Source organism: Blastochloris tepida, assembly GCF_003966715.1.
Classification (GTDB): domain Bacteria; phylum Pseudomonadota; class Alphaproteobacteria; order Rhizobiales; family Xanthobacteraceae; genus Blastochloris; species Blastochloris tepida.
The window spans coordinates 3,736,870-3,759,200 of record NZ_AP018907.1 but is presented as its reverse complement, the minus strand read 5'-3'; the positions used below and the strand labels follow the sequence as shown (position 1 = coordinate 3,759,200).

19 protein-coding genes are annotated in these 22,331 nt (G+C 69.7%); 9 read left to right on the top strand and 10 right to left on the bottom strand.

The features are described 5' to 3' along the window. Positions 1-281: 281 nt before the first annotated feature. Both BLTE_RS17030 and BLTE_RS17025 read left to right on the top strand, forming a co-directional pair. Entirely contained in the window at positions 282-539 is a 258-nt protein-coding gene (locus tag BLTE_RS17030; RefSeq protein WP_126401806.1) for a GlsB/YeaQ/YmgE family stress response membrane protein, read from the top strand. A gap of 105 nt (positions 540-644) precedes the next feature. Then, positions 645-2,624 (top strand): protein meaA, encoded by a 1,980-nt coding sequence (locus BLTE_RS17025; protein WP_126401805.1) that lies wholly within the window; start codon positions 645-647, stop codon positions 2,622-2,624. Between the two features lie 120 nt (positions 2,625-2,744). Here the strand turns inward: BLTE_RS17025 and typA are convergent, their stop codons facing one another. The 3 genes from typA to BLTE_RS17010 form a co-directional block, all read right to left on the bottom strand. Beyond that, positions 2,745-4,577, bottom strand: a complete 1,833-nt coding sequence (gene typA / locus BLTE_RS17020) for a translational GTPase TypA (protein ID WP_126401804.1) — start codon at positions 4,575-4,577, stop codon at positions 2,745-2,747. A gap of 291 nt (positions 4,578-4,868) precedes the next feature. Then, on the bottom strand, positions 4,869-5,975 hold the full coding sequence (locus BLTE_RS17015; protein ID WP_126401803.1) for a site-2 protease family protein: 1,107 nt from the start codon (positions 5,973-5,975) through the stop codon (positions 4,869-4,871). Between the two features lie 190 nt (positions 5,976-6,165). Further along, positions 6,166-7,263, bottom strand: coding sequence for a site-2 protease family protein (locus tag BLTE_RS17010; protein WP_126401802.1), 1,098 nt, complete (start codon positions 7,261-7,263; stop codon positions 6,166-6,168). Between the two features lie 235 nt (positions 7,264-7,498). On the opposite strand from BLTE_RS17010, the gene BLTE_RS17005 reads away from it, so the two are divergent. The 3 genes from BLTE_RS17005 to BLTE_RS16995 all read left to right on the top strand — a co-directional run bounded on the left by BLTE_RS17005 (position 7,499) and on the right by BLTE_RS16995 (position 10,280). Then, complete coding sequence (locus BLTE_RS17005) at positions 7,499-8,008, top strand: GNAT family N-acetyltransferase (protein WP_126401801.1); 510 nt, start codon at positions 7,499-7,501, stop codon at positions 8,006-8,008. 347 nt (positions 8,009-8,355) lie between these two features. After that, a complete protein-coding gene (gene ppa / locus BLTE_RS17000) occupies positions 8,356-8,898 on the top strand; it encodes an inorganic diphosphatase (RefSeq protein ID WP_126401800.1) in 543 nt (180 codons plus the stop codon). Further along, entirely contained in the window at positions 8,895-10,280 is a 1,386-nt protein-coding gene (locus BLTE_RS16995; protein ID WP_126401799.1) for an MFS transporter, read from the top strand. The genes ppa and BLTE_RS16995 overlap by 4 nt, the downstream gene beginning before the upstream one ends. Before the next feature lie 48 nt (positions 10,281-10,328). On the opposite strand, the gene purH is transcribed toward BLTE_RS16995, so the two are convergent. From purH to htpX, 4 genes are all read right to left on the bottom strand, one after another. Continuing rightward, on the bottom strand, positions 10,329-11,918 hold the full coding sequence (gene purH, locus BLTE_RS16990) for a bifunctional phosphoribosylaminoimidazolecarboxamide formyltransferase/IMP cyclohydrolase (RefSeq protein ID WP_126401798.1): 1,590 nt from the start codon (positions 11,916-11,918) through the stop codon (positions 10,329-10,331). A 14-nt stretch (positions 11,919-11,932) separates the two neighbouring features. Further along, on the bottom strand, positions 11,933-13,636 hold the full coding sequence (locus BLTE_RS16985) for a heparinase II/III family protein (RefSeq protein WP_126401797.1): 1,704 nt from the start codon (positions 13,634-13,636) through the stop codon (positions 11,933-11,935). Between the two features lie 153 nt (positions 13,637-13,789). After that, complete coding sequence (locus BLTE_RS16980; RefSeq protein WP_126401796.1) at positions 13,790-15,127, bottom strand: RsmB/NOP family class I SAM-dependent RNA methyltransferase; 1,338 nt, start codon at positions 15,125-15,127, stop codon at positions 13,790-13,792. 101 nt (positions 15,128-15,228) lie between these two features. Then, positions 15,229-16,188, bottom strand: a complete 960-nt coding sequence (gene htpX, locus BLTE_RS16975) for a zinc metalloprotease HtpX (protein WP_126401795.1) — start codon at positions 16,186-16,188, stop codon at positions 15,229-15,231. A 182-nt stretch (positions 16,189-16,370) separates the two neighbouring features. Here htpX and BLTE_RS16970 point away from each other — a divergent pair, with 182 nt between their 5' ends. Continuing rightward, the gene (locus BLTE_RS16970; protein WP_126401794.1) at positions 16,371-16,592 is read left to right on the top strand and encodes a DUF1674 domain-containing protein; all 222 of its coding nucleotides are present in this window, start codon (positions 16,371-16,373) and stop codon (positions 16,590-16,592) included. Positions 16,593-16,883: 291 nt separating this feature from the next. Here BLTE_RS16970 and BLTE_RS16965 read toward each other — a convergent pair whose 3' ends face one another. From BLTE_RS16965 to BLTE_RS16955, 3 genes are read right to left on the bottom strand one after another with little or no spacing between them, the layout of a single operon-like run. Continuing rightward, positions 16,884-18,116, bottom strand: a complete 1,233-nt coding sequence (locus tag BLTE_RS16965) for an argininosuccinate synthase (protein WP_126401793.1) — start codon at positions 18,114-18,116, stop codon at positions 16,884-16,886. A 53-nt stretch (positions 18,117-18,169) separates the two neighbouring features. Continuing rightward, positions 18,170-18,856: a phosphatase PAP2 family protein gene (locus BLTE_RS16960; protein ID WP_126401792.1), complete on the bottom strand. Its 687-nt coding sequence runs from the start codon at positions 18,854-18,856 to the stop codon at positions 18,170-18,172. Continuing rightward, a complete protein-coding gene (locus BLTE_RS16955) occupies positions 18,853-19,401 on the bottom strand; it encodes a L,D-transpeptidase family protein (RefSeq protein ID WP_126401791.1) in 549 nt (182 codons plus the stop codon). Before BLTE_RS16955 ends, BLTE_RS16960 begins: the two co-directional genes overlap by 4 nt. 148 nt (positions 19,402-19,549) lie before the next feature. Here BLTE_RS16955 and BLTE_RS16950 point away from each other — a divergent pair, with 148 nt between their 5' ends. The 3 genes from BLTE_RS16950 to BLTE_RS16940 all read left to right on the top strand — a co-directional run bounded on the left by BLTE_RS16950 (position 19,550) and on the right by BLTE_RS16940 (position 22,089). Then, positions 19,550-20,248, top strand: a complete 699-nt coding sequence (locus BLTE_RS16950) for a response regulator transcription factor (RefSeq protein WP_126401790.1) — start codon at positions 19,550-19,552, stop codon at positions 20,246-20,248. A 15-nt stretch (positions 20,249-20,263) separates the two neighbouring features. After that, a complete protein-coding gene (locus BLTE_RS16945) occupies positions 20,264-20,746 on the top strand; it encodes a cyclic nucleotide-binding domain-containing protein (protein WP_126401789.1) in 483 nt (160 codons plus the stop codon). 95 nt (positions 20,747-20,841) lie between these two features. Continuing rightward, positions 20,842-22,089, top strand: a complete 1,248-nt coding sequence (locus BLTE_RS16940) for a lytic murein transglycosylase (RefSeq protein WP_126401788.1) — start codon at positions 20,842-20,844, stop codon at positions 22,087-22,089. Positions 22,090-22,331 lie beyond the last annotated feature (242 nt).

The following is a 22,331-nucleotide window of genomic DNA, read 5'->3' as shown; positions in this document are numbered from 1 at the left end:
ATACGGTTTCCGATTGATCCCTTCGGGATACCGGAAACAGCCTCGCCGAAAACCCCTTGTTCGATAACGGGATTTTCGGCGCACGGCATACGGTTATCCGGCCTGATCGGCCGGAAACCGTATGAGAAGCGGCCGTCATGGGTGGCCGTTTGGCGGCGCAACATATCCAATCGCCGACAGCGGCGCGAGAGCGTCCGCCTTCGACCTTGGTCGGCTTTGCAACCGATTGGGTGGCTGCGGCGTTGGGTCGCCGTACCCTTCGCATGACCCGGGAGAGACGCATGGACTTCTCGATCGCCGCCATCATCATCCTGCTCGTGGTCGGCGGCATCGCCGGCTGGCTCGCCGGCGTCATCGTCACCGGCTACGGCTTCGGCCTCGCCGGCAACATTGCGGTCGGCATCGTCGGCGCGGCGCTCGGCAACTGGCTTCTCGGCGCTGCCGGCCTTCTGTTCGGCGTCGGCATCGTCGGCGCCATCATCCGGGCGACGATCGGCGCCATCGTGCTGCTCCTTTTGCTGCGGCTGGTCCGAAGGTAGCTTCCTCCGACCAAAGGCGGCATGGTTGCGCGCGAGCGGACCGGGTAGGACAATCGCCACGCCGATCCCGGCGTTCCGTTCCGCTGCCGTGCCGGAGCCCGTTGCATGACCCGCCCCAATCGCGACAAGCCCTGGATCTTCCGCACCTATGCCGGCCATTCCACGGCCCGCGAATCGAACAAGCTCTACCGCAGCAATCTCGACAAGGGCCAGACCGGCCTGTCGGTGGCCTTCGACCTGCCGACCCAGACCGGCTACGACTCCGACCACGTGCTCGCCAAGGGCGAGGTCGGCAAGGTCGGCGTGCCGGTCGCCCATCTCGGCGACATGCGCATGCTGTTCGAGGGCATCCCACTGGTCGAGATGAACACCTCGATGACCATCAATGCCTGCGCCCCCTGGCTCCTGGCGCTCTACATCGCGGTGGCCGAGGAGCAGGGCGCGAACCGCGCCGCGCTCGCCGGCACCACCCAGAACGACATCATCAAGGAATATCTGTCGCGCGGCACCCACGTGTTCCCGCCGGCGCCCTCGATGCGGCTGACCAAGGACGTCATCCTGTTCACCACGCGCGAGATGCCGAAGTGGAACCCGATGAACGTCTGCAGCTACCACCTGCAGGAGGCGGGCGCGACACCGGTGCAGGAGCTGGCGTTCGCGCTCTCAAACGCCATCGCCATCCTCGACACCGTGCTGGCCTCGGGCGAGGTCGACCATGCCGGGTTCGAGGAGGTGGTCGGCCGCATCTCGTTCTTCGTCAATGCCGGCATGCGGTTCGTCACCGAGATCTGCAAGATGCGGGCGTTCGGCGAATTGTGGGACGAGATCACAAGCGAGCGCTACCGCGTCGCCAATCCCAAGCACCGGCTGTTCCGCTACGGCGTGCAGGTCAATTCGCTGGGTCTCACCGAGCAGCAGCCGGAGAACAACGTCTACCGCATCCTGCTCGAAACGCTGGCGGTGACGCTGTCGAAGCGCGCCCGCGCCCGCGCCGTGCAGCTTCCCGCCTGGAACGAGGCGCTGGGCCTGCCTAGGCCCTGGGACCAGCAATGGTCGCTGCGCATGCAGCAGATCCTGGCCTATGAGACGGATCTGCTGGAGTTCGGCGACATCTTCGACGGCTCGACCGAGATCGCGGCGAAGGTCGAGGCGCTGAAGGCCGAGGCGCGCGAGGAGATCGCCCGGATCGACGCCATGGGCGGCGCCATCGCCGCGGTCGACACCAGCTACATGAAGCAGCAGCTGGTGGAGGCCAACACGCGGCGGCTGGAGGCGATCGAGCGCGGCGAGCAGATCGTGGTCGGCGTCAACCGCTTCACCGGCACCGAGCCCTCCCCGCTCACCACCGGCGAGGGCGCGATCCTCACCGTGCCGCCGCATGTCGAGGCCGAGCAGGTCGAGCGCCTGCGGGCATGGCGCGCCGGCCGCGACGCCCGCGCGGTCGAGACCGCGCTCGCCAATCTGCGCGCGGCTGCGGCGGAAGGCCGCAACATCATGGAGCCGTCGATCGCCTGCGCCAAGGCCGGCGTCACCACCGGCGAATGGGGCGGCACGCTGCGCGAGGTGTTCGGCGAATACCGCGCGCCCACCGGAGTGGGCCGCGCCGCCCGCGCCGACGTCACCGGCCTCGACGAGGTGCGGCGCGATGTCGAGACCGTGTCGAAGACGCTCGGCCGCCGGCTGAAATTCCTGGTCGGCAAGCCGGGACTCGACGGCCACTCCAACGGCGCCGAGCAGATCGCGGTGCGCGCCCGCGATGCCGGCATGGAGGTGGTCTATGAGGGCATCCGCCTCACCCCGGCCGAGATCGTCAACGCCGCGCTGGAGGAGGGCGTCCACGTCGTCGGCCTGTCGATCCTGTCCGGCAGCCACGTGCCGCTGGTGCGCGACGTGATGGAGCGCATGCGCAAGGAGGGGCTCGACGACGTGCCGGTGATCGTCGGCGGCATCATCCCGCCCGAGGACGAGGCGCTGCTCAAGGCCTCCGGCGTCGCCGCGGTCTATACCCCCAAGGACTATGAGCTGAACCGCATCATGGCCGACATCGTGAAGATCGTCGGCTCGGGCACGCAGCGGGCGGCATAATCCGGCTTCGGAACCATCCCGCCGCGATCCCGGAGACACGTTCGCCGAAAACCCGCTTTCGATAACGGGATTTTCGGCGATCGGAATACGGCTCGAAGGCTTGATGAGCCGGAAACCGCCTCACACCATCGGGCCGGCATCCTTGCGGGCGCGCTGGTCCTTCTTGCGGTCGTTGGGATCGAGGATGCGCTTGCGCAGCCGGATCGATTTCGGCGTCACCTCGACCAGCTCATCCTCGTCGATATAGGCCAGCGCCTTTTCCAGCGTCATGCGGATCGGCGGCGTCAGCCGCACCGCCTCGTCCTTGGAGGTGGTGCGGATGTTGGTGAGCTTCTTGCCCTTGATGACGTTCACTTCGAGGTCGTTGTCGCGGGTGTGCTCGCCGACGATCATGCCCTCGTACACCTTCCAGCCCGGCTCGATCATCATCGGGCCGCGATCCTCCAGGTTCCACAGCGCATAGGCCACCGCCTCGCCCGGCTCATTGGCGATGAGAACGCCGTTGCGCCGGCCGACCATCTCGCCCTTGAACGCGGCGTAGGAATGGAACAGCCGGTTCATGATGGCGGTGCCGCGGGTATCGGTCAGCAGCTCGCCCTGATAGCCGATCAGCCCGCGGGTGGGGGCGTGGAACACGAGGCGCAGCCGGCCGCCGCCGGACGGGCGCATCTCGATCATCTCGGCCTTGCGGGCCGACAGCTTCTCCACCACCACGCCGGCGTGCTCCTCGTCGACGTCGATCACCACTTCCTCGACCGGCTCCAGCACGCTGCCGCTGCCATCCTTGCGGAACACCACCTGCGGCCGCGACACCGCGAGCTCGAAGCCCTCGCGGCGCATGGTCTCGATCAGGATCGCCAGCATCAGCTCGCCGCGGCCGGAGACCTCGTAGGAATCCTTGTCGGCCGATTCGGCGACGCGCAGCGCCACGTTGCCTTCCGCCTCCTTGAACAGCCGGTCGCGGATGACGCGGCTCGTCACCTTGTCGCCCTCGGTGCCGGCGAGCGGCGAATTGTTGACCATGAAGGTCATCGACACCGTGGGCGGGTCGATCGGCTGGGCCTTGAGCGGCTCCTCCACCTCCGGCGCGCAGAAGGTGTCGGCCACCGTGCCCTTGGTCAGGCCGGCAATGGCGACGATGTCGCCGGCCACCGCCTCGTCGATGGCGGTGCGCTCGATGCCGCGGAAGGCGAGGATCTTGGTGATGCGGCCCTGCTCGACCACCATGCCGTCGCGCGACAGCACCTTCACCGGCTGGTTCGGCTTGATGGTGCCGGAGCGAATCCGGCCGGTGATGATGCGGCCGAGATAGGGATTGGCCTCGATGATGGTGCCGAGCAGGCGGAACGGCCCCTCGTCGACCTCCGGCGCGGCGACGTGCTTCAGAACGAGGTCGAACAGCGGCGCCATGCCCTGGTCCTTGGGACCCTCGGGGGCGGCGGCGATCCAGCCCTCCTTGGCCGAGCCGTAGAGGATGGGGAAGTCGAGCTGCTCGTCATTGGCGTCGAGCGCGGCGAACAGGTCGAACACCTCGTTGACCACCTCGGTGATGCGGGCGTCCGGCCGGTCGACCTTGTTGACCAGCACGATCGGCTTGAGGCCGAGCTTCAGCGCCTTGCCGACCACGAACTTGGTCTGCGGCATCGGCCCTTCGGCGGCGTCCACCAGCACGATGGCGCCATCCACCATGTTGAGGATGCGCTCGACCTCGCCGCCGAAATCGGCGTGGCCCGGGGTATCGACGATGTTGATGCGGGTGCCGTGCCACTCGACCGAGGTGCACTTGGCGAGGATGGTGATGCCGCGCTCGCGCTCGAGATCGTTGGAGTCCATCACCCGCTCGGCGACGCGCTGGTTCTCGCGGAAGGCGCCGGACTGCTGCAGCAGGCGGTCGACCAGGGTGGTCTTGCCATGGTCGACGTGGGCGATGATGGCGATGTTGCGCAGGCTCATGAAAGGTCTTTCGACAAAGGGCTTATGGCGGCGCCCGGCACACGCGGCGGGCCGCACCGGCGTCGGCGGAGCCGACGGGCGCGCGTCGCGGCGGACGAGGTGGAAGTTTCGCCGCCCGGCTTAGCCGACCGCGGGCGACGGTTCAATGACGGCGTGCCGAAACAGCCCCTCACGACCGCGCGGGGCGCGGCCGTGTCCAAGCTTTCCACGCCAAGCCAGCTATTTCCAAGCTCGCCATGCCCAAGCTGCAGGTACCCAAGCTGCCGGTGACCGAGCGGCCCCCCGCAGCCCCTACGCCGCGTGCAGCCACCCGGCCCGGCGCTCCTTGGGCCACGCCGAGCGCACCTGCATCAGCCGGCGGACATTGTCCGGGGTGATGAGGCCGATCAGGCGCTGGTCGTCATCGACCACGCCGAGCGCCGGAATGTGCCGCTGGCGCAGCCGCTTGAGCACGGAATCGAGCGGCGCGCGGTGGTGGACGGTGGGCACCTGGGTCATCACGCTGGTCACCGGGGCGGTGCCGCCGGTGCGGCGCAGCGCCCCCAGCATGGCCTTGCGGGTGAGGAAGCCCTTGAGCTGCCCGGCCCCGTCGACCACCGGGAACTCCTTCTGGCTGGTGCGCAGAAGCTCGTCGACCGCCCGGCCGAGCGTGGCGTGGGCCTCGAGGCTTTCGAACTTGGTGATCATGGTGGCTTCCACCGGCAGTCCGCGCGCCGCGTGGGTTAGCGTCACGTCGTAGGACTCCGCCTTGGCGGCGATCAGCACGAACACCGCCACCACCACCAGCAGCGGGTTGTGGAACACGCCGAAAATGGCGAGCGGCACCGCCACCACCCGGCCGATCCAGGCCGCCGCCGTGGTGGCGCCGGGATAGCTCATGCGGGTGGCAAGCAGCGCCCGCAGCACCCGCCCGCCATCCATCGGGAAGGCCGGGATCAAATTGAAGCCGGCAACGATGAGGTTCGCCAGCGTGAGCCGACCGATCAGGCTGCCGCCGGGGCTCAGGATCTCGTCGACAGAGTGGATATCGTCCATCCCCATCATGACCAACACCAGCACGCCGGCGATGATGATATTGATCGCCGGCCCGGCCAGCGCCACCGCCAGCTCCTCGCCCGACTTCTCAGGCATGCGCTCCAGCATCGCCAGCCCGCCGATCGGCAGCATGGTGACGTCCGGGGTGCGGATGCCGTAACGGCGGGCGGCGAAGATGTGGCCGAACTCGTGCGCCAGCACGCAGGCGAACAGCAGGACGACGAAGGCCAGCGCGTCGGCCGCCTCGGCGAGGCCGCCGACCACATAGCCGGCTATGGCCACAGCCGCGAGCAGCAGCACGAACGTCAGATGGATCCGAACGACCGTGCCGGCGATCCTGCCGAGCGCAAAAGACCAGACCATGCCTCGTCTCTCCCGTGACCCATACTTTGCCGGGTTCATTCCAAACTGGCAACGCCGGTGAGCCCCGGAATCGACCGCGCACAATTTCTTGAAGGAACGGCACAATTGCCGCATCCCGGGGCGCCGGGGCCGGCCAAGCTCAGGAATGCAAGCCGAAACAGGGCCTTGGCGGCCGGCGCCAAACAGTCTCTCACGCTGCCCGCGGCAATTGCCGCTCGGGCCGCGCGGTGCGGATCAGCATCATCTCGCCGACATTCTCCGGCGTGACGAGGCCGACCAGCCGCCCCTCGTCATCCACCACGCCCAAAGCCGGCGCCTGCGCCTGACGCAGCCGCTGCAGGGCGGCCTCCAGCGGCGCCCGGCAATGGACCACCGGGAACTCGATCATCACTTCGATCACCGGCGTCGTGCCGCCGCCCTCGCGCAGCGCCGCCACCATCGCCTCGCGGGTGACCAGGCCGCGCAGGCGCCCCGCCCCGTCGACCACCGGAAACTCCTTCTGGCTGGTGCGAATCAGCTCGTCGACCGCCCGGTCGACGGTGGCGTTGGGCAACAGCGACTCGAACTTGGTGATCATCGCCGCGGCCACCGGCAGGCCGCGCGTGGCATCGCGCAGCGCCACGTCCTGCGCCTCCGCCGTCGCGGCGAGATAGACGAAGATGGCGATGAAGATCAGCAGCGGATTGAAGAACAAACCGAGGAAGCCGAGCAGATAGGCCACCCCCTGGCCGACCGAGGCGGCGGTGGCGGTGGCCCGCGCATAGCCCATGCGGCTGGCGAGCAGCGCCCGCAGCACCCGCCCGCCATCCATCGGGAAGGCCGGGATCATGTTGAACACGGCGAGGAAAAGGTTGGCGGCGGCGAGCCGCGCCACCAGGCTCGTGCCGGCATTCTCGATATTGGCGAGGTGGCTGAGGTCGGTCACCGAGCCCATCGCCACCATCAGGACGATGCCGATCACCAGATTGACCGCCGGCCCGGCCAGCGCCACCAACAACTCCTCGCTCGGCTTCTCCGGGATGCGCTCCAGGCTCGCCACCCCGCCGATCGGCAGCAGCGTCACGTCCGGCGTGCGGATGCCGTAGCGGCGGGCAGCGAAGATGTGGCCGAACTCGTGCGCCACCACGCAGGCGAACAGCAGCACGATGAAGGTGAGCGAGGCCAGCGCCTCGGCCGAGCCGCCCGCCGCATAGCCGGCGATGCCGATCCAGGCGAGCAGGATCAGGAACGTCAGGTGAACCCGCACCACCGTACCCGCAATGGTGCCGATCGGGATGGACCAGGACATGCCGAACCTCCTGCTGCGCCGCCCGCTGCCTCCCCATCCGCGGCGGCGTCCAAACCATAGCCGATAGATAGGCACGTCCGGCATTTGTGCGATGGGCGCAGGGCCGGTTTCGGCGCGCCGGCGCCCGGCCGGCCGCAGACAGTGGCCTCCCGCCGGGTTCGGACGGCCTGCGACCATTAACTGTCTGTTAACGATCCTTCTTGAAGAGCGCCGGCCGCCGTGCTTCGATCTGTCCATGTCGACGAGCACCATCGAAATCCGACGCGCGCGTCCTCAGGATGCACTGGCCCTGGCGGAGGCCCACGACGAGGCGTGGCGGGCCGCCTATCGCGGGCTGATTCCCGGCATCGAGCTGGAGCGGCTCATCAATCGCCGCGGCCCGGCATGGTGGGAGACCGCCGTGCGCCGGGGCTCGCGCATCTCGCTGATCATGTTCGGCGATTCGGTTGCCGGCTATGCCAATTACGGCCGCAACCGCGCCAAGAGCCTGCCCTATGCCGGCGAGGTCTATGAGCTTTATCTGAAGCCGGAATTCCAGGGCCTGGGGTTCGGCCGCCGGCTGTTCAGCCACGCCCGACGCGACCTGACGAGCAACGGGCTCGCCTCCACAGTGGTGTGGGCGCTCTCCGACAACGACTATGCCACGGGCTTCTACCGGGCGCTCGGCGGCCGCGCCGTGGCCCGCTCATCCGAGACCTTCGGCACCCAGGTGCTCGACAAGGTGGCGTTCGCCTGGGCCGGCTGACCAGCTTTCCCGACCGGCATCGATCCGGGCCGGGAGTGATTTCCTAACGTAAGGCCCGTCTGCCGAACAGGCGAATGGCGGTGTGTCGTTCGGTCCCGGTGTTTTCCCGCGCCCGGTTTTCGCGCCGGCCGTTGCCGTCGGTCATATTGACCAGGGCTGACAGGGATTCCGGGTGATCGAGCCGATCAACCGGAAACCGTCTATTCGCTCAGGCCCGATCGCCCACGCTTGCGTCCCCATGGCCGCTGGCGAACGTTTCGCCGCCAAGGCGAGCACCCGTCCTCCCTCTTGATGATTGTCCGCAACCGGCCGTCCCCATAGAAGAGGCGCGGACAAGGAGATTCCCCATGCGCATCGACGCCATATCGATCGGCGACAACCCCCCTTACGAAATCAACGCCGTGGTCGAGGTGCCGACCGGCGGCGACCCGATCAAGTACGAGATGGACAAGGCGTCCGGCACGCTGGTGGTGGACCGCTTCCTCTACACCTCCATGCACTACCCCGGAAACTACGGCTTCATCCCGCACACGCTGTCGGACGACGGCGACCCGCTCGACGTGCTGATCCCCAACCAGCGCGCCATCATCCCCGGCGCCATCATGGCGGTGCGGCCGATCGGCGTGCTGTTCATGCAGGACGAGTCCGGCCTCGACGAGAAGATCATCGCGGTGCCGACGCCCAAGCTGACGCCGCGCTACCAGCATCTGCACCACTATACCGACCTGCCCGACATCACCCGCCAGCAGATCCAACACTTCTTCGAGCACTACAAGGATCTCGAGCCCGGCAAATGGGTGAAGGTCAGCCGCTGGGGCGACCGCGAGGAAGCCCACAAGCTGATCCTTGAGGCGATCGAGCGCTACAAGCAGGACAAGGCGGGCAAATGACCGCAACCCCGGCCGCGCACGGCTATGCCGGCCCGGCCGGGGTGTTCGGCTGGCTCCTGTTCGATTGGGCCGGCCAACCCTTCTTCACTCTCGTCACCACCTTCGTCTTCGCCCCCTATTTCGCCTCCGCCGTGGCGCCCGACCCCGCCGCCGGCCAGGCGCTGTGGGGGTTCGCCACCGGCGCGGCCGGGCTTTGCATCGCCCTTCTGTCGCCCGCGCTCGGCGCCATTGCCGATGCCGGCGGCCCGAAGAAGCCGTGGATCGCGACGTTCGGCGGGCTGATGTGCCTCGCCTGCGTGGCGCTGTGGTGGGTGGCGCCGGGCGCCCCCGGCGCGGTGATGCTGGGGCTCGTGGCGTTCGCGCTCGGCACCATCGGCGCCGAATTCGCCCAGACCTTCAACAACGCCCAGATGCCGCGGGTGGTGCCGCCCTCGAAGCTCGGCCGGCTCTCCGGCACCGGCTGGGCGGTCGGCTATGTCGGCGGCCTCGTCAGCCTGTTCCTGACGCTGGGCTTTCTCGCCGCCGACCCGACGACCGGCCAGACCCTGCTCGGCCACGCCCCCGCCTTCGGCCTCGATGCCGCCACCCGCGAGGGCGAGCGCCTCACCGGCCCGCTGGCGGCGCTGTGGTTCGCGGTATTCGTGATCCCGATGTTCCTGTTCACGCCCGATGCGCCGCGCGAGCTGCCGCTGCGCGCCGCGGTGCGCCAGGGCTTCATCGGGCTGCGCCGGACGATCGGCCACGTACGGACCCACCGCAACGTGCTGACCTTCCTCGCCGCCAACATGATCTACACCGACGGGCTGATCGCGCTGTTCGCCTTCGGCGGCATCTATGCCGCCGGCACCTTCGGCTGGAGTGCGGTGGAGCTTGGGGTGTTCGGCATCCTGCTCACCGTCACCGGAACGGCGGGCGCGCTCGTCGGCGGCTGGCTCGACGACCGGCTGGGGCCGAAGCCGGTGATCCTCGGCGGCCTCGCGGTGCTGGCGCTCGCCAGCGTGCTGGTGCTGTCAGTCGGCCGCGACTTCGTGCTGTTCGTCATCCCGGCCGAGCCCTCAGCCCCCGGCCACGGCCTCTACGACTCGCTGCCCGAGCGGCTCTATGTCGCCTTCGGCCTGCTGATCGGCGCCGCCGCAGGTCCCGTCCAGGCCTCCTCGCGGGCGCTCCTGGCGCAACTCGCCCCCGCCCACGACATCGGCCAGTTCTTCGGCCTGTTCTCGCTGTCGGGCAAGCTCACCTCGTTCGCCGGCCCGACCGCGGTCGGCCTCGTCACCGCGATCACCTTGAGCCAGCGGCTCGGCATCTCGGTGCTGGTGGCGTTCTTCGCGATCGGCATGGCGCTGCTGGCGCGGGTCGAGGCGCCGGACGTGGTGCGGGGGTAGCCCCGCCGCTCCGGGCACGGATGGCGCGCCCGGAGCAGCGACGTTCCATCAGTGCCGGAAATGCCGGGTGCCGGTGAGCACCATGGCGAGGCCGCGCTCATCGGCCGCGGCAATCACCTCGGCGTCGCGGATCGAGCCGCCGGGCTGGATCACCGCGGTGGCGCCGGCCTCCGCCGCCGCGATCAGGCCGTCGGCGAACGGGAAGAAGGCGTCCGACGCCACCACGCAGCCCTTGGTGAGCGGCTCGGGAAGCTTCGCCATCTCGGCCGCGTCGATCGCCTTGCGCGCGGCGATGCGGGCGGAATCGACCCGGCTCATCTGGCCGGCGCCGATGCCCACCGTGGCGCGATCCTTGGCATAGATGATGGTGTTCGACTTGACGTGCTTGCAGACGCGGAAGGCGAACTTCAGATCCTCGAACTCGGCCGCGGTCGGCGCGCGCTTGGTCACCACCTTCAGATCCATGGCATCGACCACCGCATTGTCGCGCGACTGCACCAGCAGGCCGCCGGCCACCGTCTTGGCGGTGAGGCCGGGGGCGCGCGGGTCGGGCAGGCCGCCGGCGATCAGCAGGCGGAGGTTCTTCTTGGCGGCGAACACCGCGATGGCGTCCTCATCCGCCTCCGGCGCGATCACCACTTCCGTGAAGATCTCGGCGATCGCCCGGGCGGTCTCGGCATCGAGGCGCTGGTTGACGGCGATGATGCCGCCGAACGCCGACACCGGGTCGCACATCAGCGCCTTGCGGTAGGCCTCCAGCAGGGACGGCGCCTCGGCCACGCCGCACGGATTGGCGTGCTTGACGATCACCACCGCCGGGGTGCGAGCGGGGTCGAACTCGCCGATGCACTCATAGGCCGCGTCGGTGTCGTTGATGTTGTTGTAGCTGAGCTCTTTGCCCTGAAGCTGACGGGCGGTGGCGACGCCCGGCCGCACCTCGCCGGTGCGGTAGAAGCCCGCCCACTGGTGCGGGTTCTCGCCATAGCGCAGGCCCTGGAGAAGGCGGCCGCCGACGGCGCGGAACGGCGGGGTGGTCTCGCCGACTTCGTTCAGCAGCCAGGTCGAGATCGCCGCGTCATAGGCGCCGGTGCGGGCGAAGGCGCGCGCCGCGAGCTTCTTGCGGGTTTCGAGCGTGGTGCCGCCGTGGGCCGCGATCTCGTCCAGCACCGTCTGGTAGTCGGACACATCGACCACCACCGCCACGTCGGGATGGTTCTTGGCGGCGGCGCGGATCATCGCCGGCCCGCCAATGTCGATATTCTCGATGCAGTCGTCGAAGCCGGCGCCCTTGGCCACCGTCTCCTCGAACGGATAGAGCGACACCACCAGGAGGTCGATCGGCGGGATGCCGTGCTCGGCCATGGCGGCGGCGTGGGCGGCATCGTCGCGGATGGCGAGCAGGCCGCCATGGATCTTGGGGTGCAGGGTCTTCACCCGCCCGTCCATCATCTCCGGATAGCCGGTGACCTCGGCGACGTCGATCACCGGAATGCCGGCGTCCTTCAGCGCCTGGGCCGTACCGCCGGTCGAGACCAGCGTGACGCCCCGCGACGCCAGCGCCTGGGCGAAGGGGACGAGACCGGACTTGTCCGAGACGGACAACAGAGCGCGGCCGATGGGGCGGATACGGTCAGGCATAAGACACCACTTGTTCAGGCGGGACGGCCGGCAGCCATGCCGGCGTCGGTACGGATGAAGGTCCAGCGGATGCGCGTGCTGGTCCGGAGCCGGCCGTGCAGCACGATCTGGACGGTTCGGCGCGGCCCGTCGGTCGCGCCAAGATAGACGCTTTCCTCCAGGACCGGTTTCAAGTCATGGACCGCGAACATCCAGGAATCGCGGTCGGGCAGCACCAGCAGCAGGCTTTCGCCGGCGCCGATCGGGCTGACCTTGACCGCCGGGTGCAGGTGGAAGCGGATGGCGAAATCATCATCCTCCACCTTGATGTGCGCCGCAGCGTCCTGGAACACGTCCTCGCCGTCGAGCCGGCTGCCGTCGGCGGTCAGCCGCAGCGAGCGCTGGTGCAGGACGCCGAACCGCGGTGCATAGCCGTCATGGCTGGCGCGCACCATGATGGAATCGGCACGTTCGCTGCGCGCGGCACGCACATCGTGCGGCCCGTCGACGATCGGCGTGCCGCAGACGCTCTCGGCGAAGCCGCCGGTGAGGAAGCGGCAGGACGAGGTGTCGGCCAGCACCGCGGTGGAATGGGCGGCGGTGGCCCGGGCGGCGGCGCGCCAAGCGGCGCGGTTGGCGGTCGGCACGCCGCAATTGACCACCAGCCGGTGGCGGCCCACCGACATCTCGAACGACAGACAGCCGGCATGCGCCTCGCCGGCCACCGCGATCGGCGGCGGCGGGCCGGTATCCATCAGCACCACCGTGCTGCCGGCCTCCATGCGCTGATAGCCGCCATGCGGGGCGGCGGCGATCGGCCGGCCCCGCGCGTCGTCATAGGCCAGCAGCGTGGCGAGGTGGTCGGCCGCCGTGGCGCCCATGCCGTTGAAATTGCCCAGCGTGCCGTCGCGGTGGCGGAAGAAGCGCAGCATTGGCATCGTGCGGTCGATGGCGTTCATAAGCGCGTCGGGCGGCACGCTGCGGGCGGCGAATGCCTGACGCAACGGAAGAAGGTCGAGCAGCAGTTCGACCAGCACGCCGGGATTGCGGCTGACATGCACGCCGTCCGGCAGGATCTGGCGGCCCAGCTCATGGGCCAGCCGGCGCTGCGCCACCTTGAGCAGCCGCCCCTGCCCGGCCATGCACAGGCCGGCGAAGCTCAGCGCGATGGCCGAGACGAGGCGCGGATAGCCGTCCTGGGCATCGCGGGAGACCTTACGAAGGAAGCGCACCTGCTTCAGCAGGCTGCGCAGGAAGCGGCGGTAGAAGTCGTGGTCGGCATTCTCCAGGATCATCGGCGCGTGGGCGAGCCACGAGATGACCCGGCGCGACAGGATGGTCGGCTCCCAGGAGCGCGGGTCATAGCCGCCGCAGACATGGATCCATTCGTCGATCAGCGCGCGGGCGTTCTGCTGGGCGATGGCGGTGCCGGCGGCGCGCAGATGGCGCAGCCAGGCGAACGACATCAGCTCCTCGGCCCATTCCTGCGAGGGCGCCGGCATCTCGAACGGCGAGCGGCCATTGACCGCCACCATCTTGCCGGCGAAGGCGAAATGGCCCGCGTAAATTTCGCTGGCATTGGTGGGGTCAGCGGTGCGCAGATCCTGCGGGGCGATCACCAGCCGGTCGAGCGAGCCCGCGCCATAGCGCCAGCGCACGAGACGCGAGGCCGCCCAGGAAGCCCGCATGTCGCGCGCCAGTCGCTCGGCGACGAACAGGCCGGTGCGCGCTCGCGCCATGCTCGCTTTTCCCCCTCAGGATCCCCCACCGTTCAATATCCCATGGCAGGTTCGGACAAATCTGCAAGCGATCCTTTACGTGCTGTTCACCACAAAAGCGGTGCGGACGTCCACCGGGCCGGCCCTCCTCTGCCCGGATCTCGGAAGGATCGATCAGCCGATTGCCAGCCGGGCGGCGAAGAAGCCGTCGAGGCCGGCGAGCCGCGGGTCGGCATCCGGCAGGTGGCAGGGCAAAGTGCGAAGCTCGCCCGCCGCGGTGATCCAGGCCGGATCGGCGCCGATCGCGGCCGCCTCGATCGGCAGCCGCGTCACGCCCGGCCGCCGCGCCAGCAGCGCCTCGATCTGGTCCGGCCCCTCCTCCGGCTCCAGCGAGCAGGTGCAGTAGACGAGCCGCCCGCCGGGCTTCACCAGCTGGACCGCGCGGTCGAGCAGGGCCGCCTGCAGTTCGGCGAGCGACGCGATGTCCTGCGGCCGCTTGGTCCAGGCGACGTCGGGGTGGCGGCGGATGGTGCCGGTGGCCGAGCACGGCGCATCGAGCAGCACCGCGTCGAACGGCCCGCCCGCGAAGTCCATCACGTCGGCGCAGACGATCTCGGCATCGAGGCCGGTGCGGCCGAGGTTCTGGCCCAGCCGGTCGAGCCGGCTCTCGGCGCGGTCGACCGCGGTGACCAGCGCGCCGGCGCTCGCAAGCTGCAGCGTCTTGCCGCCGGGCGCGGCGCAGAGGTCGGCGATCCGCAGGCCCCGCACGTCGCCGAGCAGGCGCGCCGGCAGGGCGGCGGCGGCATCCTGCACCCACCACGCCCCCTCGGCGAAGCCGGCAAGCTGCGGCACCGGCCCCTTGGCGAGAAGCCGCACCGTGCCGGTCGGCAGCGACCGCCCGCCGAGTCGCTCGGCCCAACCGGCGGCGTCCGCCTTCACCGTGAGATCGAGCGCCGCCTCGTGCCGGTGAGCCTCGGCGATGGTGGCGGCAATCTCGGCGCCGTAGGCGGCGCGCCAGCGCGCCATCAGCCAGTCCGGCGTATCGAGGGCGGGGTCGGTAAGCCCGGCCAGCACGGCCTGCCCCTCGGCCGCCACCTTGCGCAGCACGGCATTGACGAGGCCGGCATAGTGGCGGGCGGCATGGTCGGCCTGGGCGAGCCGCACCGACAGGTCGACCGCGGCGTGGTCCGGCACGTCGAGAAACAGGATCTGGGCCGCGCCGAGCAGCAGCGCCGCATCGAGCCGCGGCCCGCCCTTGGGCGCGCGGGTAAGGAAGGTGCCGACCACCGCCCGCAGTGTGCCGTGGCGGCGCAGCACGGTGGCGGCCAGCATGCGCACCAGGGCGCGGTCGCGCTCGGCGACCGCGCCGAGCGCCGCCTCCAGCGCCTCGTCAAGCGGGCGGCCGTGGTACAGCACGCCCTCGATCAGGTCGGCGGCAACCCGGCGGGGCGCGAGCCCGGCCGGTGGCGCGGGCGGGCGGGCCCGGCCGGCGGAACGGTTCGGTTTTCTCATGCCCGGGCGATTAGCGCGTTTGCCGGGTCTTTGCACGCGCCGGCACCGTCAGCCGTCGTCCTGGGCGGACGCGTCGCATCCGTCCGGTACGATACGCGGTATCATCCCCACGGCCCGCCGCGCCGGCCGCCTCGGACGCCCGGCACCGAGCCGCCGGTGAACGGCGCGCCGGCCCGCCCGGCGGAGCCGCTGAACAGGCGCGGGTCGCCATGGGCGCGCATCTCGGCATCGAGATCCTGCAGCGCGGCGATGCGGTTCTCGGTCGCAGGGTGGGTCGAGAACAGATTGTCCATCCGCGCCCCCGACAGCGGGTTGATGATGAACATGTGGGCGGTGGCCGGGTTGCGCTCGGCCTCGTAGTTCTCGATCTGGTGGGCAGCGCCGGAGATGCGGTTCAGCGCCGAGGCCAGCCACAGCGGCCGGCCGACGATCTCGGCGCCGAGCCGGTCGGCCTCGTATTCGCGCGAGCGCGAGATCGCCATCTGCACGATCATCGCCGCCATCGGGGCCAGGATCGCCATCAGGATGACGCCGATGACCCCGAACGGCGAATTGTTGTCGCGGTTGCCGCCGAAGAACAGGCCGAAATTGGCCAGCATCGACACCGCACCGGCGAGGGTGGCGGTGATGGTCATGGTCAGCGTGTCGCGGTTCTTGATGTGCGCCAGCTCGTGCGCCATCACGCCGGCCACCTCCTCCGGCGACAGGCTGTTGATCAGGCCGGTGGTGGCGGCAACCGCCGCGTTCTGCGGGTTGCGGCCGGTGGCGAACGCGTTGGGCTGCGGATTGTCGATGATGTAGACGCGCGGCATCGGCAGCCCGGCCCGCTGCGACAGCTCGGCGATCATGCGGACGAAATCGGGCGCCGTGGTCTCGTCCACCTCCTGAGCGTTGTACATGCTCAGGACCATCCTGTCGGAGTTCCAGTAGGCGAACAGATTGGTGGCCGCAGCGACGACGAGCGCGATGAGCATGCCCTGCTGGCCGCCGATCATGGCACCCACCGCCATGAACAGCGCGGTCATGCCGGCAAGCAGAATGGCGGTCTTCAGATAATTCATCGGTCTCCTCCCGCGGGGATGACGCCCCGTCTCCGGCCCAAGGCCCGGACGCCCAACAAGATGGGGGAGCACGATGGCACCGGCAAGACTCTCGCGCCGGCGAGACGTCTGGAGGGTGCGAGACACCAAGGCGGTTCGCCGCCGGTCTTGCCGGACGGGTGGAGCCGCGCCATGGTGCGGACATGACCGACTTGCCAGACACCACACCGCAAGACGAGGCCAAGCAACCGGACTCGAAGCGCGACCTGCCGCCGGCCGCCCAGCGCGCCCTGGCGGAAGCCGCCGCGCGCCGCGCCGCCATCGACGACGCCGCCAAGCTGCCGCCCGAGCACCACGGCCGCGGCGGCCTGGAGCCGGTCCGCTATGGCGACTGGGAGATCAAGGGGATCGCGGCGGATTTCTAGAGCATTCTCCGCAAAAGTGGGGACCGGTTTTGCGCAAGAGAATGCGACAGCTCAAGGACTTGGAGCACCCGATTCAATGCGGTCAGATCGGGTCGCGATAGCCGCCGCAACGACAGGAGCCGGGCGCTGCCCGGCTCCTTGAGCGTCGGTTTCCTGTCGTCCCGGGCGAGCGGAGCGAGACCCGGGACCGTCTGCAGGAAAGGCGTCCCATAAGGCGTCCCATTCGGGTCACGGCCCCGGCTCGCGCGGCTTCGCCGCTTGGCCGGGGCGACGAGACCGGAATGACTGGCCTCAGTTCTCCAGCTTCCGCTTCCTCGCCCCATACGTCCGCAGCCTGAGCGCGTTGAGGCGGATGAAGCCGGCGGCGTCGCGGTGGTCGTAGGCAACCGCGCCTTCCTCGAACGTCACCAGATCCTGGTCGTAGAGCGAATACGGGCTGTCGCGGCCGACGATGTGGACGCCGCCCTTGTAGAGCTTCAGGCGCACCCAGCCGGTCACCATCTCCTGGCTCTTGTCGATCAAGGCCTGCAGCATCTCGCGCTCGGGTGAATACCAGAAGCCGTTATAGATCAGCTCGGCATAGCGCGGCATCAGCTCGTCCTTGAGATGCGCCGCGCCGCGGTCCAGCGTGATCGACTCGATGCCGCGATGGGCGAGCAGCAGGATGGTGCCGCCCGGCGTCTCGTACATGCCGCGGCTCTTCATGCCGACGAAGCGGTTCTCGACCAGATCGAGCCGGCCGATGCCGTTGGCACGCCCGAGCTCGTTGAGCTTGGTGAGCAGCGCCGCCGGCGTGAGCGCAACGCCGTCGATCGAGGTCGCATCGCCCTTCTCGAAGCCGATGGTGACGTAGGTCGGCTGATCGGGCGCCTGCTCGGGGCTCAGCGTGCGCGAGAAGACGTAGTCGGGCACCTCGAGCGCCGGGTCCTCCAGCACCTTGCCCTCGGAGGAGGTGTGCAGCAGGTTGGCGTCGACCGAGAACGGCGCCTCGCCGCGCTTGTCCTTGGCGATCGGGATCTGGTGCTGCTCGGCGAACTCGATCAGCCGGGTACGCGAGGTGAGGTCCCATTCGCGCCAGGGGGCGATGATCTTGATGTTGGGCTCGAGCGCGTAATAGGTCAGCTCGAAGCGGACCTGATCGTTGCCCTTGCCGGTGGCGCCGTGGCAGACCGCGTCGGCGCCGACTTGGCGGGCGATCTCGATCTGGCGCTTGGCGATCAGCGGGCGGGCGATCGAGGTGCCGAGCAGATAGAGGCCCTCATACTGGGCGTTGGCGCGGAACATCGGGAACACATAGTCCCGCACGAACTCCTCGCGCAGATCCTCGATGAAGATGTTCTCCGGCTTGATGCCGAGCAGCAGCGCCTTCTGGCGCGCCGGCTCCAGCTCCTCGCCCTGGCCGAGGTCGGCGGTGAAGGTCACCACCTCGCAGCCATAGGTGGTCTGCAGCCATTTCAGGATGATCGAGGTGTCGAGCCCGCCCGAATAGGCGAGCACCACCTTCTTCACGTCGCCTTTCGGCATGTCGGCACTCCGGAGGAATGGGCGTTTTGCCCCCAAATATCGCGCGCGGTGTATCAGCGCCCTTCCGCGCTGCCAAGCGCGCCCGCCCCGACCCGGCGGTACCAGCGCCAGCCGAGCCAGACCACGACGAGCGACACCAGCGCGCCGAGCACCACGTCGGACAGGAAGTGGGCGCCGAACAGAACCCGCAGCACCGCGGTGGCCACGGCGTAGCCTGCGGCAGCGGCCAGCGCGAGCGCCCGCCACGGCGGCGGCGCCAGGGCGGCCGGCGCCAGCATCCACGCCGAAGATGACGCCTCGCCTGAGACGAACGAGCGGTTGGCGAACCAGCCCGCTCCCGGCTGCCACCACGGCTGGAACGGCGCCGTGCCGCCGAAGGTCGCGACGTCGCGCGGCCGCGGCCGGTCCCAGGCGGTCTTGACCACGCCGTTGACGATCAGGCCGGGGCCGAGCGCGAAGGTGGCGACCAGAAAGATCAGCGCGCGGCGCGGCAGGCGCAGCGACGGACGCAGCGCCGCCACCGTCAGCGCCGCCAGCGCCGGCCAGAAGATCAGATGCGGCAGGATGCGGAAGACCTCGCGCAGCCCCCTCAGCATTGGGTCGACCGCGGCGGGAAAGCGGCCCGCGGCAGGATCGAACGCCGCCGCCGAGACGGCGAGATCGAGCCCCGGCCACACCCCGAGCACAATGGCGACCCCGAGGGCCGCAACCAGCAGCGTCAGGCGGGCACGGGCGGTCACAGGCAGACGACCAGCCGGGTTCGCGGCCCGAGCCGGGCGGCGAGCCGGCGCAGATCGGCCGGCCGCAGCGCGACGCAGCCGGCGGTCGGCGCCAGATCCGTGAAGCCCGAGCCCGGGCGGGCGGCGTGGAGGAAGATGGCGCTGCCGTGCCGGCTGCGGCGCGGGGAGAGGTTCCAGCCGATCTCGACCACAAGGTCGTAGAGCCCGTCCGCCCGCCACATCTCCTCGTGGCTGGCGCGGCAGGGCAGCCGGACCGGCCGGTTGTAGCAGGCTGCCCCTGGCGCATCGCACCAGCCGTCGTCGCGGCGGATGCGCCGTTGCCGCAAGTTGCCTGCGGGCGGCAGGCCGCGGTCGGCCCGCCACCATGCCCGGCCGAACGGGAACCGGCCGGCCGGCGTCGCCCCGTCGCCCTCGCGCTTGAGGGCGCGGATGCCGTTGCGCCCGAGCGCGCAGCGCAGCATGCGCCCGCCCGCGAACAGCAGCCCCTCGCTGCGGCAGCCGGGGCGCCGGGCCACCCGCACCCGGCTCAGGCTCGTCATGACCATGTTTATCCAGACCCGATGATCGTCTCGCGGCGCGGTTCCGCTTGCGCTCCGGCTCCGGCAGCTTATCGTCCGCGACGCACAGGTCGAGGTCGCGGCCGATGGTGGACGCCGGCGCGACCGACGGGAAGAAGAACAGAAGAGCCGCACCATGAGTACGACCATATCGGGCTCGCGCAAGATCCTCGTGGTTGACGACGACGAGGATCTGCGCACGGCGCTGGTCGAACAGCTCGACCTGCACAAGGAATTCGAGACCGTCGCCACCGAGACCGCCAAGGCCGGCATCGAGGCCGCCAAGGCCGGCCACATCGATTTGGTGATCATGGATGTCGGCCTGCCGGACATGGACGGCCGCGACGCGGTGCGGGAGCTGCGGCAGGCCGGGTTCAAGTCGCCGGTCATCATGCTCACCGGCCACGACGCCGATTCGGACACCATTCTCGGCCTGGAGGCGGGCGCCAACGACTATGTGGTGAAGCCGTTCCGCTTCGCCGTGCTGCTGGCGCGCATCCGCGCCCAGCTTCGCCAGCACGATGCCAGCGAGGACGCGGTGTTCACCGTCGGTCCCTACAGCTTCCGGCCGAGCCAGAAGCTGCTGATCACCGCCAAGGGCTCCAAGATCAGGTTGACCGAGAAGGAGACGGCGATCCTGCGCTATCTCTACCGCGCCGACCAGAAGCCGGTGGCGCGGGACGTGCTGCTGTCGGAGGTCTGGGGCTACAATTCCGGCGTCACCACCCACACGCTCGAAACCCACATCTACCGGCTGCGCCAGAAGATCGAGAAGGATCCGGGCAATGCGCAGCTGCTGGTGACCGAGGGCGGCGGGTACAAGCTCATTCCATGACGGTTCGGCAGGCCGATGGCTCTCGATGACGACGTCGCGCTGCTGGAACGGGTGGCAGTGCTGCAGGTTCTGGGGCGCGACACGCTGCGCATTCTGGCGATCGGCGCCGAGACCCGCCGGCTCAAGGCCGGCGAGGTGCTGTTCCGCGAAGGCGAGGACGCCGACTGCGCCTATGTGGTGGTGGACGGCAGCATCGGCCTGAAACACGCGCAGAATTCCGGCCAGCCGGAGGTGCCGGCCGGCCCCGGCACGCTCATCGGCGAAACCGCGCTGATCACCGAGGTGCGCCGCCCCGCCACCGCCACGGCGCGCGAGAGCACCACGCTGCTGCGCATCCCCCGCAACACCTTCCTGCGCACGCTGGAAGGGTTTCCGGTCGCCGCCGGCCGGCTGCAGGCGCTGCTGGCCCAGCGCATGGCCGACACCGTGGCCGAACTCGCCCGGGTGCGCCAGCGCCTGGAGGATCTCGACGCGACCGGCCAGCCGCGCCCGGCGTGATCCGGTTTCCACTCGGTCCAACCGGACGTTCCATCACACGCCAGCCTCACACGCCAGGATCGGCAGAGCGCCGGCAGTCCGCTACACTGGCGGGCATGGTTCGAATCGCGCCCATCGCCTCGCTCGCCCTCGCCGCCCTCCTTGGCACGACCTTCCTCGGCTCCACGCCCGCCCGCGCGGTCGGCCCGGTCGACGGCCCGCCGCTGCCCGCCGCCTGCATCGAGGGGGTCAAGGCCGAGGCCCGCGCCAAGGGCGTGCCCGAGGCGGTGCTGGATCGCGCATTCCGCGGCCTGCTGACCGACGCTTCCGTCGTCGGCTTCCTGCAGAACCAGCCGGAGTTCCGCACCCCGGCCTGGGACTATGTCGCCGCCCTGGTCGATGACGAGAAGATCGCCGACGGCAAGCGGCTGCTGAAGGAGCACGCCGCGCTGCTGTCGCGGCTGGAGGCGAAGTACGGCGTCGAGGCCACCACCATCGTCGCGGTGTGGGGCATCGAGAGCGACTACGGCAAGACGGTGGGGCTGCGCCACATCGTGCGCTCGCTGGCGACGCTGGCCTGCACCGCGCCCCGGCGTCGCGACTATTTCCGCACCGAGCTGATCGCGGCGCTCAAGGTCGCCGCCACCAATGAAATTCCCTACGACGCGCTCTACGGCTCGTGGGCCGGCGCGTTCGGCGGGCCGCAGCTTATGCCGACCGTGTTCTTCCGCGTCGCGGTGGACGGCGACGGCGACGGCCGGCGCAACGTCGCGACCTCGGTGCCGGACGTGCTGGCCTCGATCGCCAATTTCGTGCGCCTGAACGGCTGGCGCGCCGGCCTGCCCTGGGGCGTCGAGGTCGAGCTGCCCGACAGCATCGGCGAGGGCCAGACCGGGCGGCTGAACCGCAAGCCGGTGTCGAGCTGGGCCGGGGCCGGCGTTCGGCGGGTCGACGGCCGGCCGCTGGTCGGCGGCGGCCTGCCGGCGGATGCCCCGTCGGCCATCATCCTGCCGGCCGGGCGGCGCGGCCCCGCTTTCCTGGTCACCCGCAATTTCGAGGCGTTCTACCAATACAATCCCACCATCGTGTACGCCATGTCGATCGGCCACCTCGCCGACCGGCTGCGCGGCGGCGGCCCGATCGCCACCCCCTGGCCGACGACCGAGCGCCCGCTCGACCGCGCCGGCCGGCGCGAGCTGCAGACGCTGCTGATGCGGGCGGGCTTCGATATCGGCGGCGTCGCCGACGGCGTCATCGGCCGTCAGACGGTGGCCGCCATCCGCACCGTGCAGCAGAAGAACGGCCTGCCGGTCACCGGCCGCGCCACCGCCGACGTGCTGGAGGCGCTCCGCCGCGGGCGCTGAGCATGATGCGCAAAAGTGGGAACCGGTTTTGCGATAACATCATGCTCCAACAAAATCTTAATGGCCGCCGCAGCGCTGGGTGACGTGCAGCCCGCGCTGATACTTGCGGCCCGCCCCGCGAGCTTCTAGAGGAATCGTCTCATTCTCGTCGTCCCGGCCGAGGCGGAGCCGAGAGCCGGGACCGCATGCAGACAAATGACCTGCTGACGATCCCGGCTCTCCGCTCGGACCAGATGTCCTCG